This is a genomic window from Galbibacter sp. BG1, assembly GCF_013391805.1.
Classification (GTDB): Bacteria; Bacteroidota; Bacteroidia; order Flavobacteriales; family Flavobacteriaceae; genus Galbibacter.
The window spans coordinates 229,521-247,338 of the sequence record NZ_CP058364.1 but is presented as its reverse complement, the minus strand read 5'-3'; the positions used below and the strand labels follow the sequence as shown (position 1 = coordinate 247,338).

Below are 17,818 nucleotides of genomic sequence, written 5' to 3'. Positions count from 1 at the left end.
TTTAAGGGAATTCTTTAATTAATTCTAATTAATATGAGCGAGGAAGTTAAAAAGCATAATTATTCAGCAGATAGTATTCAGGCGCTGGAAGGGATGGAGCACGTACGTATGCGACCATCTATGTATATCGGGGATGTAGGTGTAAGAGGATTGCACCACTTGGTTTATGAGGTGGTAGATAACTCTATTGATGAAGCGCTGGCTGGCCATTGCGATACCATTCGTGTGGTAATTAATGAAGACAACTCCATTACCGTTGAAGATAATGGTAGAGGTATTCCTGTAGATTTACATAAAAAGGAAGGAATCTCTGCATTGGAGGTGGTTATGACCAAAATTGGTGCCGGGGGTAAGTTTGATAAAGATTCATATAAAGTTTCTGGTGGACTCCACGGGGTGGGTGTTTCCTGTGTAAATGCACTTTCCGAAAGTCTGAAAGCTACCGTGTATCGCGATGGGACTATTTGGGAGCAAGAGTATGAGCGTGGAAAAACCCTTTACCCAGTTAAGTCTGTTGGTGAGACTGATCTAAGAGGTACTTTGGTTACTTTTAAACCAGACCCAACTATTTTTACTCAAACACTGGAATATAATTACGATACTTTGGCAAGCAGAATGCGGGAGCTTGCTTTCTTAAATAAAGGTATTACCATTACCCTTACCGATAAGCGTCATAAAGACGAAAAAGGAGAGGTTGTTTTTGAAAAATTCCATTCAGAGGAAGGTCTTAAAGAGTTTATTCGGTTCTTAGACGGAAACCGTGAGCCTTTAATCGCCGATGTTATTTCTATGGAAGGAGAGAAAAACGATATTCCTGTAGAGGTCGCAATGGTTTACAATACTTCTTTTACTGAAAATCTTCACTCATATGTAAATAATATTAATACCCACGAAGGGGGAACCCATTTATCTGGTTTTAGAAGAGGGTTAACTACCACGCTTAAAAAGTATGCCGATGCTTCTGGTTTGTTGGATAAGTTGAAGTTTGATATTGCTGGGGATGATTTCCGTGAAGGTCTTACGGCTATCGTTTCTGTAAAAGTTGCAGAGCCTCAGTTTGAAGGACAAACGAAAACCAAGCTAGGGAATAGGGAAGTTTCTGCAGCTGTTTCTCAAGCAGTTTCAGAAATGTTGGAAATATATCTTGAAGAACATCCAGACGATGCCAAAACTATTGTTCAAAAAGTTATTCTGGCAGCTCAAGCAAGACATGCGGCGCGTAAGGCACGTGAAATGGTACAGCGTAAAACCGTAATGAGCGGTGGCGGTCTGCCAGGTAAATTATCTGACTGTTCGGAACAGGATCCTCAAAAATGTGAAGTTTTCCTCGTCGAGGGAGATTCGGCAGGTGGAACCGCAAAGCAAGGTAGAGACCGTAATTTTCAAGCAATACTTCCGTTAAGGGGTAAAATCCTAAACGTGGAAAAAGCCATGCAGCATAAGGTCTTTGAGAACGAAGAGATTCGAAATATCTTTACGGCACTTGGGGTAACTATTGGTACGGAAGAGGATAGTAAAGCGTTGAACGTAGAGAAATTGCGTTATCATAAAATCGTTATTATGTGTGATGCGGATGTCGATGGTTCGCACATTGCAACCCTTATTCTTACTTTCTTTTTTAGGTACATGCGGGAATTGGTGGAGAACGGTTACATTTATATCGCTACACCCCCTTTATATTTGGTGAAAAAAGGAAATAAAAAGTCTTATGCCTGGAACGATAAAGAACGTGATAGACTGGCAGAGGAATACGGCGGAAGCGTAAACGTACAGCGTTATAAAGGTCTTGGGGAGATGAATGCGGAGCAATTGTGGGATACTACAATGAATCCAGAATTTAGAACCCTGCGCCAAGTAACCATCGATAGCGGTAGCGAAGCTGATAGAATTTTCTCAATGCTTATGGGGGATGAAGTTCCACCGCGTAGGGAATTTATCGAGAAAAACGCAGTCTATGCAAATATCGATGCCTAGGTAAAAGAGAAAATTTGAATATATAACGAAAAACTCATGAGAAACTCATGAGTTTTTTTAATTTGCGGGCAGTTTCAAATCTTAAAAAAATACTATGAAAAAATTATCAATGTTGGCAATGGCTGTTGCTACTTTTTGTGCCACCACTGCAAAGGCGCAAGATAGTTTCGATGCACTATTGGCCGCAGGAGTAGACGATGCCCAACGATTTACAAACGATTTTTTGGCACCTGGAACAGACGCTTTGATGTACGGGATTAATAATGGTTGGTACAATACCGCCAAAGTAAAACCCTTACTTGGTTTTGAAATTTCTGTGATGGCAAATGCCGGGGTAATTAAAGACGACCAAAAGGAGTTTTGGATGGACACCAACGATTATGAAAATGTTTCTTTTGTTCAAGGCCCGGCGGCCCAGAATGTAGGAACGGTTTTGGGAGAAAATGATCCTACGGTTTTGGTGGAAGTAACTTACGACGATCCTATTTTTGGTAACGAATCGGTTGAGTTGGAATTGCCCAATGGTTTGGCAGCAGAAGGTTTAAGTTTTTTACCCACTGCTTTTTTACAAGGAAGCATAGGTTTGTCTTTTGGGACAGAGTTTAAGGCTCGATTTATTCCTAAAATTAATGCAGAGGATACTAAAATCGGAATGTATGGTTTTGGTTTACAGCATGAATTTACCCATTGGTTGCCAGCAGATAAATTGTTACCAGTGGCTATTTCTGGCTTAATTTCTTATACACACCTTGATGGTGAATACGATTTTACGGATACATCGGGAATCGATGGCGAAAATCAAAGATTGGAGAACAGCACCAATACATGGCTGTTTCAGGCTATCGCATCTACGAAATTGCCCATCATTAATTTTTACGGGGGCATAGGCTACCTTTCAGGAAAATCAGAATCGGATATTTTGGGAACCTATATTGTTACCGATGGTATTTTGCAGTCGGAAGCCATAGTAGACCCTTATTCGGTTTCCAGCAGTGTTTCAGGGGTTAGAGGAACGTTTGGCACCCGTTTAAAATTAGGTTTCTTCCGTTTTAACGCAGATTATACATTTGCCGAATACGATAGTTTTTCCGTGGGCCTTAATTTCGGTTTTAGATAGTTTATAGGCTTCAGCTAAAAATAAAAAGGTGTCTTAAATTTTTATTTAGGGCACCTTTTCTTCATATAAGGGACAATTACTTTCTTGCACTGGTTCACTCCAAGACCTTTTATTGCAAGCCGTTTGCTAGGCAACATGTCTTTTAATCAATTTTTAACTTCACACTACCTAAGCATTTTATATCTTTAAAGGAAGAATAATTGTTATGAAATACGCTAAAAATATATTAGAGACTATCGGGAACACCCCGTTGGTTAAAATTAATAAAATCACCAAGGATATCGATGCTTTGGTGCTCGCCAAAGTAGAAACCTTTAATCCTGGGAATTCGGTAAAGGACCGTATGGCGGTTAAAATGGTGGATGATGCCGAAGCTGCCGGCCTTATTAAACCCGGTGGTACCATAATTGAAGGAACCAGTGGAAATACTGGAATGGGATTGGCTTTAGTGGCCATTAATAGAGGTTATAAATTGGTGTGTGTCATCAGTGATAAACAGTCCAAAGAAAAAATGGATGTTCTCCGTGCAGTAGGGGCAGAGGTAGTGGTTTGTCCTACCAATGTAGCTCCAGATGATCCCCGTTCTTATTACTCGGTTTCCAAACGCTTAGCGGAAGAAACGCCTAATTCTTGGTATGTAAATCAATACGACAATCTTTCCAACGCCCAGGCGCATTATGAGCAAACCGGACCTGAAATTTGGGAACAAACGGAAGGTAAAATCACACACTTCGTTGTAGGTGTTGGAACCGGAGGTACCATAAGCGGGGTTGGAAAATATCTAAAAGAAAAGAATCCGAATATAAAAGTCTGGGGAGTCGATGCCTATGGTTCTGTTTTTAAAAAATATCATGAGACGGGCATATTCGATGAAAACGAAATTTATAGTTATATTACGGAAGGCATCGGCGAAGACATTCTTCCTAAAAATGTAAATTTTGATGTCATCGACGGTTTTACGAAAGTTACCGATAAAGATGGAGCTGTTTTTACCCGAAGGTTAGCGAAAGAAGAGGGGATTTTTGTTGGATATTCGGCAGGATCCGCTATAAAGGGTGTTCTTCAGCTAAAACAGCATTTTAAACCTGATGACGTGGTGGTGGTTTTATTTCACGATTCTGGAAGTAGGTACATTGCCAAAGTTTTTAACGATGACTGGATGCGCGACCGCGGTTTTCTGGAAAAGGATGTAAAACATGCTGAAGATCTTATTGGAGCCGAAGGCGAGTTAATCACTGCTAAAACTGAAGAATTGGTCTCCCATGCAATTGAACGCATGAAAAAACACAATATTTCCCAGATCCCCGTAGAAGATGCTTCCGGTTTTGTGGGGTCTTTAGATGAGTCTGCATTGTTTAAGGCGTACCTAGAGGACAAGAATATTTCTGAAAAACCCATAAAGGATATTATGCAATCAGCTTTTCCAGTAGTTTCAAAAAATACTTCCATCGATGAGCTTTCAAAACTCATCAATCGGGAAAATAAAGCCGTACTGGTAGATCTGGGAAATAAAGAATTTCAAATTATAACCAAACACGATATTATAAGTGCTATTTAGGTGTGTAATGGAATTTGAAGAAGCATCTTAAAAAGCAAAACAATCCATTTTAGATCAATAGCACCATTTATTTCAAAAAATAATTTTTCAACCAACTAACAACTTTCTTTATGGACAATAGACGAAGTTTTATTAAGAAATCAAGTTTAATTGTAGCGGCAGGCATCATGCCCTATCCTTCTTTTTTAATTCCGAAGAAAAAAGGAAAATTGGGTGTGGCATTGGTAGGATTGGGATATTACAGTACCGATGTGCTGGCGCCAGCATTGCAGCTTACCAAATATTGCGAGCTCAAAGGAATTGTAACAGGAAGTCCCGAAAAAATTCCGATTTGGCAAAAAAAGTATGGTATAAAAGACAGCAATGTTTACAATTATGAAAACATGCACGAAATGGCAAACAATGAGGAGATTGACGTTGTTTACATTGTATTGCCACCAGCCCTGCATGCCAAATATAGCATTATTGGTGCCAATGCAGGGAAGCATGTGTGGTGCGAAAAACCTATGGAGGTAACTGCAAAAAAATGCAAGGATATAATAGATGCCTGCAATAAAAATAAAGTAAAATTAGCCATTGGGTATCGCATGCACCACGAACCAAACACCCAAACCCTTATGAAATGGTCTAAAACCTTGCCCTATGGAAAAATAGAATATGTTGCTGCGGAAGCGGGCTACTTCGATTCGCGAACAGACCATTGGAAACAAAACAAAGAACTAGGTGGTGGAGCTATGTACGATATGGGAGTGTACCCACTAAACGCCATAAGATATACAAAAGGGATGGAGCCGAAAGCGGTAAAGGCTTTTCATAAAACCAACCGACCAGAAATTTACGATGAGGTTGATGAAACCACGGTGTTCGATCTTCAGTTTGAAGATGGAACCGCCGCACAGGGAAAAACAAGCTTGGGAGAGCGCTACAACAATTTGGAAGCCACCTGCATCAATGGTAGTTACTATTTAAAGCCTTTCCAACAATACAAAGGGGTTCAAGGCGCCACAAGCGACGGAATTATTTTAGAGCCTTTCAAAGGGAACCAGCAGGCAAAGCAGATGGATGACGATTCGGTGTCAATAATTAACGACCTCCCCATGCTAGTACCCGGCGAAGAAGGGTTGAAGGATATTTTTATTGTGGAAAAGATATACGAATCTGCTGCGAAAGGTAGTGAGTGGATTTATTTTTAATAACAAAAGTTGTTTCTGTAAAGTACAATTTAATCCCTGCGCCTAAAGCGTTCGAGCATTTTCTTGTTAAAATCCTTTTCAGCAATCAACAATTTGGCAATTTTAACTTCAGAAATGATACTCTTAAGGTCGGATATTAGTTTGGTTTTTGCTTGGTAAACTGCAGTTTCCGTTTCTGTATAATCTTGGATTATATTGCGTGCTTGCGCTTCAGATATATCTTTTTTCTCTTGAGAACCGTTTAGAAATAGTTCAAAAAGTTGATCTTTTCTGTATTCTTCAATGGCTTTGTAATACTCATCGTAAACTGGCCAAAATTCCCGTGCTTCTTTTGTAGTTAGTTCCAATTGTTGGGTAATATAGGCTGTTTTCAATTGTTTTATTCGGCCCCCATAACTTTGTGCGGAAGTTATTCCGATGGTAAGCAGTAGTATAAGAAATATGATTTTTTTCACTTGTAGCAAATTTTTTAGTTTATAAATTACAAAATCTTATTGGTAATTGTAAGCTTCATTAATTAGTAGGTATTCTTCCAAATCTTCTGGATCCAATTCAAAATCATCTTCTATTTCAAAGATAGCATCTTCAAGCAAAACCTCCATTTCAGCATCATTAAAAAAATAGATGTTCTGTTCTACGTACGGAGTAGAAAGTTCTTCATATAATCCTGCAATCGATGCATCTTGTTTCTTTGTTGCTTTTTCATTCATATAAATCAAAACACTGGAAAGACAAACCGCAATAACAGCTGCCACTTGCCAATATTCCCGAAATAGCGAAAGGACCCGCGTTCTTTTCGGTTCATTTTGTACCTGTTGCAGAATATCGGCTTCTAATGTATCGAAATAGTCGTCATCGGGATGCATACCATCCACCTTGGTGTCCAGTAAACTTTCTTCCAAATCAAGTTTTTCTAGAATGGAGGCTTCCAATTCATCGAAATACAAGGAATCCGCAGAAAAACCATCATTTAGTTTTTCTTTATCAAAATGCGACAACTTTTTATTATTCTCTTTCTTCATCCTACTGCATGTTAGAATATATTGTTCTACTGGACTTAATCTAACTGTAAATTGGCTTTTAAATTATTTACAGCCAAATGATAATTTGCTTTTAACCCACCTTCACTTGTGCCGGTGATTTCTGAAATTTCGGAATACTTCAGGTTATCAAAATATTTCATATTGAAAACTTCCCTTTGTTTTTGTGGAAGCATAGCCACAGCTTTTTGTAGTTTCAGTTGAATTTCATCACCTGAATAATAGGTGCTATGGGCTTTTAGCTGCTCCATAGCTGTAAGGCTCAACTCTTCAATGCTTGTGTTTCGCTGCTTTGCTTTTTCATGCATAAACTGAATTGCCTCCCGTCTAGCAATGGTGTATAACCAAGTGTAAATTTTACTATTTCCTTTAAAACCATCGATATATTTAAACGCTTTGATAAAAGTTAATTGGGTTACCTCATTGGCGTCCTCATGGTCGATCGTAATTTTTCTAACCAGCGCATATAGCGGTCTTTTATACCGCTTGACCAAAAATCGAAAAGCTTCCTCCTTTCCATTTTTATGCTGTAACTTTTTAATTAGCTCTTCTTCTTGCATTTAAACGGCTTGGTTATATAAATATAGATAATGGGGTTGAGTTTTATGCACGAAAAACCTTCTTTTAAACTTAATTACCTTATTCACTATGGAAAATTAAGGACATATTAATTATCTAAATTAACTATTTAGTCTTTATATTCTCTAGCTTTTGAAAGCATCTTTTCTCGCTGCTCTTTTCGGTGCGTTTTATAGATATTGTATTGTTTGTCATCTAAAATTGCTTTCAACGCTTCATCGGTTTGCTGGGAAATTTCCTTGAGCTGCTTAAATTTTGAACGACGATCACCGTCGCTTTCTTTAAGTGCTTTTAGTTCTTGCTGGTTTTCAGCAAAAACTTTTTTTACTTCTATTTCCTGTTCAGAAGTCAAGGCTAATTTATCCATAAGTTCTTGAACCATCTCTTGCCTGTCTCCAGAATTAACATTGTTGGATTCTTGGGAAATAGTATCTGATTCAATTTCTTGGCCGATGCCAAAAAAGCTTATCAGTAAAAAAACTGAGCTTAGAAAAAGTCTGAATGATGTTTTTGTTTTCATTTTATTGAATGATAAAAGAGTTAATAGAATGGGTGCTATAATTAAGGAGTCCGATTTTTATCAGTCAATTTTAATCGGACTCCAATTAAAGATTTATAAAGGTTACCTTAAGAATATTTCTCGTGTATTTCCATTATAAGTTACCGTGGCGCGTCTGTCGCAGGTGCCATCACCAAAATCAATAATAAATGGTGAGCTAGCGGCGCTATTTTCAATAGTAACTTCCCCAGATACATAATTTCGTAAACAGCCTATTTTTCTGTCTTTAATCAATGGAACGGTAATCGTTCTTGTAAAACTATTTCCATTACGGTCTATCCCAGATGCACTTCCCGTAGTTTCATAAATGTTGTCGTATGGACGAACCGTTTCGGCTCCTTCGATTCGGGTTAGGGTATAATCGGAATTCCAATTTCGTGTGCGTCCGTTCGGACCTGTAATACTTGCATCGCTAACAGCAATATTAAAGCTTTCCATCCCTTCGGTTTCAGTAACATTGGTTATGGATTTACTTCCTGTAATGGCAAACCCTTCTACCATATAGTTCTCCAAACTTATTTTAGCATGGGCACCAGGAGTACGAAGCTCCTTACTAAATACCACCTTTATGATTCCTTTTCTAGTTAATCCATCATTACCTTCGCAACCTTCGGTACCAAAATCGATTAGCAAAGTGTTAGATTCCCCCGTATAGGTTACAGTAACACAGGCCGGTAAATTTTCAGATTTTTGTGTGTATTTATTGGCAGTATTAATATAGCTTGCTTCATCTAAAACAAACTCCGTGATACTGGAGAATTCTTCCGTTGCCAAGGCATCGTCTTCAGAAGTTATTAGGGCAACATTTAAATCTTCTTCGGAAATAGTTTCTTCATCAGAATCGTTAGAACAAGAGGATAAACCTATTAGGGAAATAAATGACAGTACTAATAATTGTAAATAATTTCTTTTGATTGTAAGCATTGTTGTTTTCATGTCTTTTGTTTTTAAATGATTAATTTTTGTTAGTATTATGTATTAGCGGGCGAAAAGGTGCACTTTTGCCTTTGTTCTGGACCTGTTATCGGTATCGTAGAAAAAAGTTACGTCTCTAATGCTGCGGTTTCCACCTCTCAAATCGATTACTCTAGAGCCACCACGACGACCGAAATTCTTTCTAATGGGAATATTATCTACTTTCCCATTGCTATATTGTACTACTATTTTGTGCATGTCCATCGGGCCGCCGGTAACTTGAATTTTTAATTTAGAGAATGAGCCCTCACGGCCGGTTACCCGAATTACATCCCGATCTAGGCGGTAGTTTACAACCCGCGACCCAAGACGATCCCATTTATCTACGGGTGGGGCATTTTTAAAGCTGCTTAGTGAACTCGTTACTAGAAATAGACAGAAAATAGAAAGTAATAATCTCATTTTTTTAATGTTTTTAATTTGATTTCTATTGGTAAGAACAATTAAAAACAAAAAGGTTTAGTTATTCGAAATTTTTTTTTCCCGTTCAGAAGTAAAATAGAAGAGTTTCAGTCGATATTATAGTAAGAGAGAAGGAAGGAGAGATACGAAAAGATGTGTATACAGAGCTATATATCAAATATTTGCGCTTGTTTTTCTATGTGAATTGAAAAAACTTTTGTAATTTTAATAAATCAACGCCCCAAATAAAGTTTATTTATTAATTTCTAAATTATCAACATTATGGGGCAATCTTTACACAACGAATCATCAATTCTTATTTACACTTTAAAAGCTGTCGTTTTTTTCTTGACAGCCGTTTTATGTTGGGTTTTAATCTCAACATTATTCAGCTTTATTGGAATTATAGGATAACAATTATTTAAACTAAAGTGATTAAAAGAATTTAGGGCAACGCTTTTTGGCAATTGCCCTAGATTCTTTTTTTTTTTGAAAAAGACGGCTATGATGCATTAAAACCATAGCCGTCTTTAATGAGAGGGTAAAGTATTAATTTACTATACGCCTTGCAGCGTGGTAGCCTTTATAAAAATTTGCATCCTTGTTTTTAAAAATGGTGATCAATTTATCCATTTTGGTGTCTAGTAATTCTCGGGTTTCATTAAGTAGCTCATCTATGGAACTTGTTGCTTGCACACTTTTAATTCGGTATTGGCGGGGCTGCCCATTTAACACTAAAAATTTATCAAAGCTATTTTTAAGATCATTTATCAAGGCTTTAGAAACCAAGTAATCTGTCAATTCCTTCTGGTTTTCTTCCAACAAGCTTATAATCTCAGGAATGGCATTTCTATAATCTTCATTGCGTAAACGGTAGAGATCAGAAAAAGTTTGAGAAGATTTTTTGTATAGATTCGGTTTATCGTTTATGGCGGCATAAGCTTCCAAGGCATCATTTAAAATATCTGCTTTTTCTGCAACAATACGTTTTTGCGCCATTTTATTTTCGGTTAAAAAAACTTGAGCGGCTTTTTGGTCGGCGCTACTTTCTTCAATTCTAATTAAAAGTTCATCAAACGTATTTTTTAATTCACTTAATACAGGGGCTTGGGAGACAATGGTACTGTGCGTGTCTAAAAAAGTTTGTACCGCACGAAACATTTCTATACGGTTAATTTGTTCTTTGGTCATAATTTATTGGTTTTTAACAGTTAAGAGGTTCAATATATTAAAAAATCAGTTTAGTAGTAAATATTCTAATTAAAAAAATCTATTTTCCTCTGCTTGTACGATACCAAGAAGCTTTTGCATAAACTAGAGATGCTTTTGCATAACTTGGAGGTGCTCTTGCACGAGCCAGAGAAGCTTTTGTACGCCTGGGAGTAGTCTTTGCACGATACAGAGGAGTCTTTGTATTAGTGGGAGTTGCCTTTGTTTAACTAAGAGGCGTCTTTGCATAACTATGAGCACCGTTTGTATGACCTTAATACTCTATTTGGGTTATGTTATAACTTTTGTCATCCGTTGGCCTGGAAAAATAAAACCAGGGGCCGTGTCAAATGAAATCCTTTCTTTGGAAGACTGTTTGCCAACCTTGGTTGTAGCTGCTGGAGATTCTAACATAAAGGATAAGCTGTTGAAAGGATATATTGCCAGTGGGAAAAATTTTAAGGTACATATAGATGGGTATAATTACTTACCCTATTTAACCGGAAAAACCGATAAAGCGCCAAGGGATAAGTTCTTTGCTTTTGTTGACGATGGTTCCCTTGGATCGGTAAGATATAACCGCTGGAAATTTCATTTCTCTACGCAAGAGCATGATGAATAGGGGCTTGGCTTCACGATCAAACTCCTCGAAAAGCACCTTTACTCATCGATTTAAGGGCTGATTCTTTCGAAGTAGCGCCAGAAGCATCTTCTTATTACTAAGACTGGTTGGTAAGACGTATGTACGCTTTCGAACCTTTAAAAACGATTGTTGAAAATTATTACATCGCACCTTTGCTATGTAACAGTTTTTTTTGTTTAAAAATTGTAGGTCAAAAGTTTAAATTGGAATTTGTAGAAAGTAAATAGTAGAAATTTCTTTTGAAATTTTGCGGATATCCTTGTTTTAAGCTTTATACGAGACTAAAGTTTTACTTAATTTATTTCTTTAAATAATAAAAATACTTATCTTTAAATAGAAAATTCCCCCCTCCTGCAAGTTATTTCTTTAATTTAACTTGATTATAATTATGAAAAAATTGTTTTTAATGCCAGTGGCAATGCTACTGGTAAGTTTAATCTCAGCTCAAGACAAGCCAAATATTTTGGTGATTTGGGGGGATGACATTGGGTGGTCCAATGTGGGGTTTAATAACGATGGTTTAATGGGATATGAAACTCCAAACATCGATAGAATAGCCAACGAAGGAGCCAAATTTACCGATTGGTACGCACAACAGTCCTGTACTGCCGGTCGTGCAGCTTTTATTTTGGGGCAGCATCCATTTCGAACTGGATTGTTAACTATTGGAATGCCAGGATCCAAGCAAGGGATTAAGGACAACCAACCAACAATTGCAGAAATTTTAAAACCACACGGTTACACTTCTGGGCAATTTGGTAAAAATCACTTGGGAGACAGAGATGAGCATCTGCCAACTAACCACGGTTTTGATGAATTCTTCGGAAACCTTTATCACCTAAATGCTGAAGAAGAGCCAGAAAGCTATTACTATCCTAAAGATCCAGAATTCCGTAAGAAATTTGGTCCTCGTGGAGTATTGCATTCTTATGCGGATGGTAAAATTGAAGATACAGGCCCTTTGACAAAAAAGAGAATGGAGACTGTAGACCAAGAGTTTGAAGAAGCTGCTATTAAATTTATAGAGAAAGCCCATGCCGATGGGAAACCTTTCTTTGTATGGTTAAACTCCACTAGAATGCACGTTTGGACACATTTAAAAGATGAGAGTCAAGGTGTAACAGGAATCGGACTTTATGCTGATGGTATGGTAGAGCACGATAAAAGTGTTGGTCGTGTATTGGCTAAATTAGAAGAATTGGGAATTATAGATAACACTATTATTATGTATTCTACAGATAATGGTGCTGAGAAGTTTACTTGGCCTGATGGTGGTTCTACACCGTTTGCAGGGGAAAAAGGAACTACTTGGGAAGGTGGTTTCCGTGTACCATGCGCCATTCGTTGGCCTGGGGTTATTGAGCCTGGAACGGTTTATAACGACATTTTCTCTCACGAAGATATGATGCCAACATTGGCAGCAGCGGCGGGAGAGCCAGACTTGGTTAAGAAAATGCTTAACGGATACAAAGCTAATGGGAAAACGTTTAATGTTCATTTAGATGGTTATAACGCATTGCCATTCTTTAAAGGACAGGTAGACAAATCTCCGCGTAAAGAAATTTTTTACTTCGATGCGGGAGCAAATTTAAATGCTATTCGATATAACGACTTTAAACTTCACTTTACCATTATGGAAGGTTCTATTGCAGAAGCTTATAGAAAATCCCCAAGTTGGCCTATCGTTATTAATTTGAGGGCAGATCCATATGAGGTTTCTTGGCAGTCGGCTCTTTACATTAGATGGTATGCCGATAATATGTGGATGTTTGTACCCGCACAGCAGTTAGCATCTAATTTCTTGGAGTCATTCAAAAAATACCCGCCAGTTCAAGGTTCATCATTGTCTATCGATGAGGTTGTTGAACAAATGAAGTCACCTATTAGAAATTAAAACAGTGGTTTGTAAATCACTTTTCTGAAATAAAATTTAGGATTCAGGGCATAGAAATCTCTGGATCCTATTTTTTACTTTATAGTACAATACCTTTCCAGCTTTATCAAAAGTGATGAAGTTTAAGAAATTAAATTTCAGTAAAAAAATTTGGTAGCATTTTAGAAAAGCTTCCCAAAATATAAATCTCACTAAGTGAGTAAGCTACCTTTTTAAAAGGAATTATCTCCCCCCACGCCTTAAAAAGAATTTATTTTAGTACAATCTAATTGTTTAATTATGAATGTAAAACATCAATGGTCAGCATTTTGTATAATGTTGGCTTCTCTATTCATGTTCAATCTTCAATCTCAAGAAAAGCCAAACGTAGTAATAATAGTGATGGATAACTTGGGATGGGGTGAAATCGGTGCCTATGGAGGCGGAATTTTACGTGGTGCAGAAACGCCACGATTGGATACCTTGGCAAAAGAAGGAATGCAATTGCTTAATTTTAATGTTGAGCCACAATGTACACCAAGCCGGTCTGCTTTAATGACGGGCCGTCACCCAATACGTTCGGGAACCACAAAAGTGGTTTGGGGCTTGCCTTACGGTTTGGTAGGCTGGGAAAAAACCATGGCAGAACTTTTTTCAGATCAAGGGTATGCCACAGCAATGTATGGCAAATGGCATTTGGGAGACATGAAAGAACGTTACCCAACCGATCAAGGGTTTGATGAATGGTATGGAATTGCGAACACTACAGACGAGTCTCAATACACTTCTCAACCTGGTTACGATCCAGCAGTAGTATCCCCACCTCAAATTGTTCAGTCCAAAAGAGGGAAAGCTCCCGCAGAAGTAAAAGAATATAACGTTACTTCCCGAAGAACGATAGACGAAGAGCTTACAAACAAATCCATAGATTTTATGAAAAGGCAGGTTAAAGAAGATAAGCCTTTCTTCTTATACTTACCTTATACCCTGGCGCATTTGCCAACTTTACCAAACCCAAAATTTGAAGGAAAATCTGGTAATGGTACCTGGGCAGATGTTTTAATGGAAATAGATCATAACACGGGCCGTATCTTGGATGCGATAGATGATTTAAAGGTGCGAGAAAACACCATTGTAATTTGGATGAGCGAAAATGGCCCAGAGGAAGCTCCTAATTGGTTCGGAACTGCGGGCTATTGGAGAGGATTTTATTTTACGGCATTGGAAGGTTCCTTAAGAACACCATGTCTCATTCGTTGGCCTGGAAAGATTCCAGAAGGTAAAAAAACAAATGCCATGGTGCATATGACGGATGTGATGCCAAGTCTTGCTGAAGCTGTGGGCTATAAAGTTCCTTCCGATCGTATTATAGATGGAGTAAATCAAATGCCTTTACTGAAAGGTGAAACCAATGAATCTGCTAGGGAAGGTTTTCCAGTATATAATGGGGACGAAATGTTTGCTTACAAATGGAGGAATTTTAAAATTCATTATTATGATCAACAAAGTATGTTCGATAAGCCTGTAAAACACAATTTTCCTAGGGTACACGATTTAATACGAGATCCGAAAGAACTTTATGGAATTCATGGTGGTAATGAAGATACAGGAGCTCAAAACCTTACCTGGGTGTTGCCTGCTATTACCCATGAAGTATTGAAATTCCAAGAGACGCTGCAAAAAGAACCACCTATAAAGTTGGGGACTCCAGAACCTTATAAACCAAAAAACTAGAAATATGAGAATAGTTATTGCACTTCTAATTTTTTCTTTTGTTGGCATAATTACGGCTCAAGCTCAAGATGCCAATAATCCAATAGATCCGAGTCCGACCCTAGGTATCTGGAATCGTTTTTACAGCGATGAGCAATCCCGGTTGCAAATTTTGGGGAATGTTACCTATGGAAAATGGTTTTACAGAGTAACTGCCGAGTATGAGTTTAATTATGGTGGTGAAAATATCGATTATTACGATTACGACAATAGGGATCGAACCAATGTAAATCAATTTAATAGTGCCAATTTTTTGGTTTCTAGATTGTTTCAATCTGAAAATGGCCAGCACCAGTTTGGCGTAGGTGCTGTGGTAAGCTATTTTCATGAACAGAAATGGGCTGGGGGTGTAAATTTTGTTTCAGTAAGTAAATTTGGTACCTGGAAGGTTATCACTTTGGCTACATTACAGGGAGGTGATGATCTTTTGAGTATGGAGTTTCAACCGGGGTTGTATCATGATTTTAATAATGGATGGTATTTTAGAAGTCACCCCAGAATGCTTTTTAACTTTAAAACAGGGCAGCATGAAGTTCCTTTCGGAGCGGGCTTTGGGAAAATTTTAAAATCTGATAAAACTGTTTTCAACTTGTTTTTTGAACCACAGTACGATGTGGTCAACACCACGCCAATGCTTTACACAGGAATGAAAATACTTTTCTAATGAATATTTAATTTTTTTAATTCTTTATACAAAACGGTTTCATGCAAAGAGATTTAAAGGAAAATATAATTTTTGGATTGTGTATGTGTTGTTTTTTTAATGTTACAGGGCAATCCAATCGGGTATCGCAATTTCAAACAGGCGCATATATCCCTGCGCTTATTGGAGTAAGAGATCTTTCTACCCCAGAAAATTCTGGGTTTCTAATAACAAATTATAATGCCCTTTTATTCTCCAATACTTTTTATGATGCCGAGGGCAATTCTATATCTTCTGGTTCATTACAAGGTGGCGAATTAAATTTTTCTTCCATCGATGTACAAGCCTATAATAATACTTTCGATGTAACCTATGTCTCACCCGAGATCAACTTTTTAAAAGGACTACGTTATTTATTCTTTATAGACATACCATACAACACAGCGAATTTACAAATTGCGGCTACTGAGGTTCTAAGGAGACCAGGGTCTGTGAGGGGAGGTTCAGCAGGGTTTAGCGATATTACAATATCTCCAATAACCCTAAGCTATTCTTTTGAAAAAATGGATGTTACTGGAGGGTATACTTTTGTAGCACCAACAGGGAGTTACCAAACTGGAAGTGACAATAATACAGGATTGGGATACTGGTCGCACCTATTTCAATTGGGAATGTATTATTACTTAAATGAAAAGTCGACCGCATTTTTGATATCCCCAACCTACGAATTTCACGGTCAATTAAAAGATGCAGATGTTACGGTGGGAGATAGATTTTCTGTTGAATATGGAATTAGCCAATATCTATCAGAACGTTTTGAGGTAACGTTTCAAGGAGGTCATGTTTGGCAAATTGGAGAAGATCGAGGTAGTGAAGTGTATTGGAATACGTCGGTTAAAGATCGCTCTAGTATTGTAAGTGCCGGAGCCGGATATTGGTTTTTGGGCAACAGTGTATACGGACATTTAAAATGGCTTTCTTCTTATGGGAATCGACAGTTTTTTCAGTTTAATGGAATAGAATTCCAAATTTTATTTGTGATTTAGAGGAAAATATTCATTAAATTTAAGTGTTTGTTGAATTATTATAAATATAACTTTATCAACTAGTATAATGACAACTTTAGAATCTATTAAAGAATTACGCAACCGTATGTCGGCTTCCATTATAGGGCAAGACCGTTTGGTTGAAAGGCTCATACTTGTGTTGTTGGCAGACGGGAATATGCTGCTGGAGGGTTTGCCAGGTTTGGCAAAGACCAGGGCAATTAAAACCTTGGCCAAAGAACTTAATTGCGGTCTTAGCAGAATTCAGTTTACACCAGATTTATTGCCTTCCGATATAACGGGAACAGAGATATATCAGCCAGAATTAAAGGAAAAATTCGTTTTTCAGGAGGGGCCTATATTCAGTAATCTCATTTTAGCAGATGAGATCAACAGAGCTCCTGCAAAAGTGCAATCTGCACTCTTGGAAGCAATGGAAGAGCGACAAGTATCCGTAGCCGGAAAAACCTATAAAATGGATCCGCTATTTATGGTAATGGCAACCCAAAACCCTGTCGAGCAGGAAGGGACGTACCCTTTGCCCGAAGCACAAATGGACCGTTTTATAATGCACGTTACCATAGATTATCCAGATGATGCTTCAGAAATTAAGATTATCCGATTAAACAGAGAGGAGCAGAAAAAGGCGCCAACAGAAGAACAACAGCGGCTAGAGCCGAAGGTTATTTTTGATGCCAGAAAAGAGATAGCCTCCATAAAGATTTCCGAAGCAATGGAGAAGTACATAGTGGATATCATTTCCGCTACACGGTATCCATCTAAATACGGAAAAGACTTGTCTAAGTGGTTGGACTACGGTGGAAGTCCACGAGCATCCATCGCCATCGATAGGACCAGTAGGGTACATGCTTGGATGCAAGGCCGCGATGCAGTAACTCCCGATGATATCCGGGCAGTGGTACACGATTGTTTGCGACATAGGTTAATTCTAAGCTACGAAGCCAATGCCGATGGCGTAGCTGCCAACGAAGTAACAGATGAGGTATTGAAACAAGTAGCTGTGGTGGCTTAACTAATGATTAGTTTATGACAGGATATTTAAACGGTTACCGTCACTGCGAACGAAGCGTAGCGAAGTGTGGCAGTCTCCCTAATTTTAGAGTTCTATTGCCAGGCTGTCCCGATACTTCGGTATCTCGTCCCGAACGTAGCTTCGGGAGTCGAAGCCCTTAAAAACACAAATTTGTTCCTATAAAATGTATCGAAATATAAT

General features: G+C 38.0%; 17 protein-coding genes. 10 read left to right on the top strand and 7 right to left on the bottom strand.

Annotated elements, in window-relative coordinates:
- Nucleotides 1–33 precede the first annotated feature (33 nt).
- The 4 genes from gyrB to HX109_RS00995 all read left to right on the top strand — a co-directional run bounded on the left by gyrB (nt 34) and on the right by HX109_RS00995 (nt 5,842).
- Nucleotides 34–1,974, top strand: coding sequence for a DNA topoisomerase (ATP-hydrolyzing) subunit B (gene gyrB / locus HX109_RS01010; protein WP_178949370.1), 1,941 nt, complete (start codon nt 34–36; stop codon nt 1,972–1,974).
- Between the two features lie 94 nt (nt 1,975–2,068).
- On the top strand, nt 2,069–3,091 hold the full coding sequence (locus tag HX109_RS01005) for a DUF6588 family protein (RefSeq protein WP_178949369.1): 1,023 nt from the start codon (nt 2,069–2,071) through the stop codon (nt 3,089–3,091).
- 205 nt (nt 3,092–3,296) lie between these two features.
- The gene (locus tag HX109_RS01000; protein ID WP_178949368.1) at nt 3,297–4,649 is read left to right on the top strand and encodes a pyridoxal-phosphate dependent enzyme; all 1,353 of its coding nucleotides are present in this window, start codon (nt 3,297–3,299) and stop codon (nt 4,647–4,649) included.
- A gap of 110 nt (nt 4,650–4,759) precedes the next feature.
- Entirely contained in the window at nt 4,760–5,842 is a 1,083-nt protein-coding gene (locus HX109_RS00995) for a Gfo/Idh/MocA family protein (protein WP_178949367.1), read from the top strand.
- Between the two features lie 29 nt (nt 5,843–5,871).
- On the opposite strand, the gene HX109_RS00990 is transcribed toward HX109_RS00995, so the two are convergent.
- From HX109_RS00990 to HX109_RS00960, 7 genes are all read right to left on the bottom strand, one after another.
- Nucleotides 5,872–6,297 (bottom strand): hypothetical protein, encoded by a 426-nt coding sequence (locus HX109_RS00990; RefSeq protein WP_178949366.1) that lies wholly within the window; start codon nt 6,295–6,297, stop codon nt 5,872–5,874.
- A 36-nt stretch (nt 6,298–6,333) separates the two neighbouring features.
- Nucleotides 6,334–6,864, bottom strand: a complete 531-nt coding sequence (locus tag HX109_RS00985) for a hypothetical protein (RefSeq protein WP_178949365.1) — start codon at nt 6,862–6,864, stop codon at nt 6,334–6,336.
- A gap of 35 nt (nt 6,865–6,899) precedes the next feature.
- Nucleotides 6,900–7,442, bottom strand: coding sequence for an RNA polymerase sigma factor (locus HX109_RS00980; RefSeq protein ID WP_178949364.1), 543 nt, complete (start codon nt 7,440–7,442; stop codon nt 6,900–6,902).
- A gap of 128 nt (nt 7,443–7,570) precedes the next feature.
- A complete protein-coding gene (locus HX109_RS00975) occupies nt 7,571–7,981 on the bottom strand; it encodes a hypothetical protein (RefSeq protein WP_178949363.1) in 411 nt (136 codons plus the stop codon).
- A gap of 102 nt (nt 7,982–8,083) precedes the next feature.
- Nucleotides 8,084–8,956, bottom strand: coding sequence for a hypothetical protein (locus tag HX109_RS00970; protein ID WP_178949362.1), 873 nt, complete (start codon nt 8,954–8,956; stop codon nt 8,084–8,086).
- 42 nt (nt 8,957–8,998) lie between these two features.
- The gene (locus tag HX109_RS00965; RefSeq protein WP_178949361.1) at nt 8,999–9,397 is read right to left on the bottom strand and encodes a hypothetical protein; all 399 of its coding nucleotides are present in this window, start codon (nt 9,395–9,397) and stop codon (nt 8,999–9,001) included.
- A 549-nt stretch (nt 9,398–9,946) separates the two neighbouring features.
- Entirely contained in the window at nt 9,947–10,588 is a 642-nt protein-coding gene (locus tag HX109_RS00960) for a hypothetical protein (protein ID WP_178949360.1), read from the bottom strand.
- Between the two features lie 286 nt (nt 10,589–10,874).
- On the opposite strand from HX109_RS00960, the gene HX109_RS00955 reads away from it, so the two are divergent.
- The 6 genes from HX109_RS00955 (at nt 10,875) to HX109_RS00930 (ending at nt 17,617) form a co-directional block, all read left to right on the top strand.
- The gene (locus HX109_RS00955) at nt 10,875–11,228 is read left to right on the top strand and encodes a hypothetical protein (RefSeq protein ID WP_178949359.1); all 354 of its coding nucleotides are present in this window, start codon (nt 10,875–10,877) and stop codon (nt 11,226–11,228) included.
- A gap of 409 nt (nt 11,229–11,637) precedes the next feature.
- A complete protein-coding gene (locus HX109_RS00950) occupies nt 11,638–13,143 on the top strand; it encodes an arylsulfatase (protein ID WP_178949358.1) in 1,506 nt (501 codons plus the stop codon).
- A gap of 279 nt (nt 13,144–13,422) precedes the next feature.
- On the top strand, nt 13,423–14,856 hold the full coding sequence (locus HX109_RS00945; RefSeq protein ID WP_178949357.1) for an arylsulfatase: 1,434 nt from the start codon (nt 13,423–13,425) through the stop codon (nt 14,854–14,856).
- Between the two features lie 4 nt (nt 14,857–14,860).
- Complete coding sequence (locus HX109_RS00940; protein WP_178949356.1) at nt 14,861–15,559, top strand: hypothetical protein; 699 nt, start codon at nt 14,861–14,863, stop codon at nt 15,557–15,559.
- 41 nt (nt 15,560–15,600) lie between these two features.
- On the top strand, nt 15,601–16,584 hold the full coding sequence (locus tag HX109_RS00935; protein ID WP_178949355.1) for a transporter: 984 nt from the start codon (nt 15,601–15,603) through the stop codon (nt 16,582–16,584).
- A gap of 67 nt (nt 16,585–16,651) precedes the next feature.
- The gene (locus HX109_RS00930; RefSeq protein WP_178949354.1) at nt 16,652–17,617 is read left to right on the top strand and encodes an AAA family ATPase; all 966 of its coding nucleotides are present in this window, start codon (nt 16,652–16,654) and stop codon (nt 17,615–17,617) included.
- The last annotated feature ends 201 nt before the right edge of the window (nt 17,618–17,818 follow it).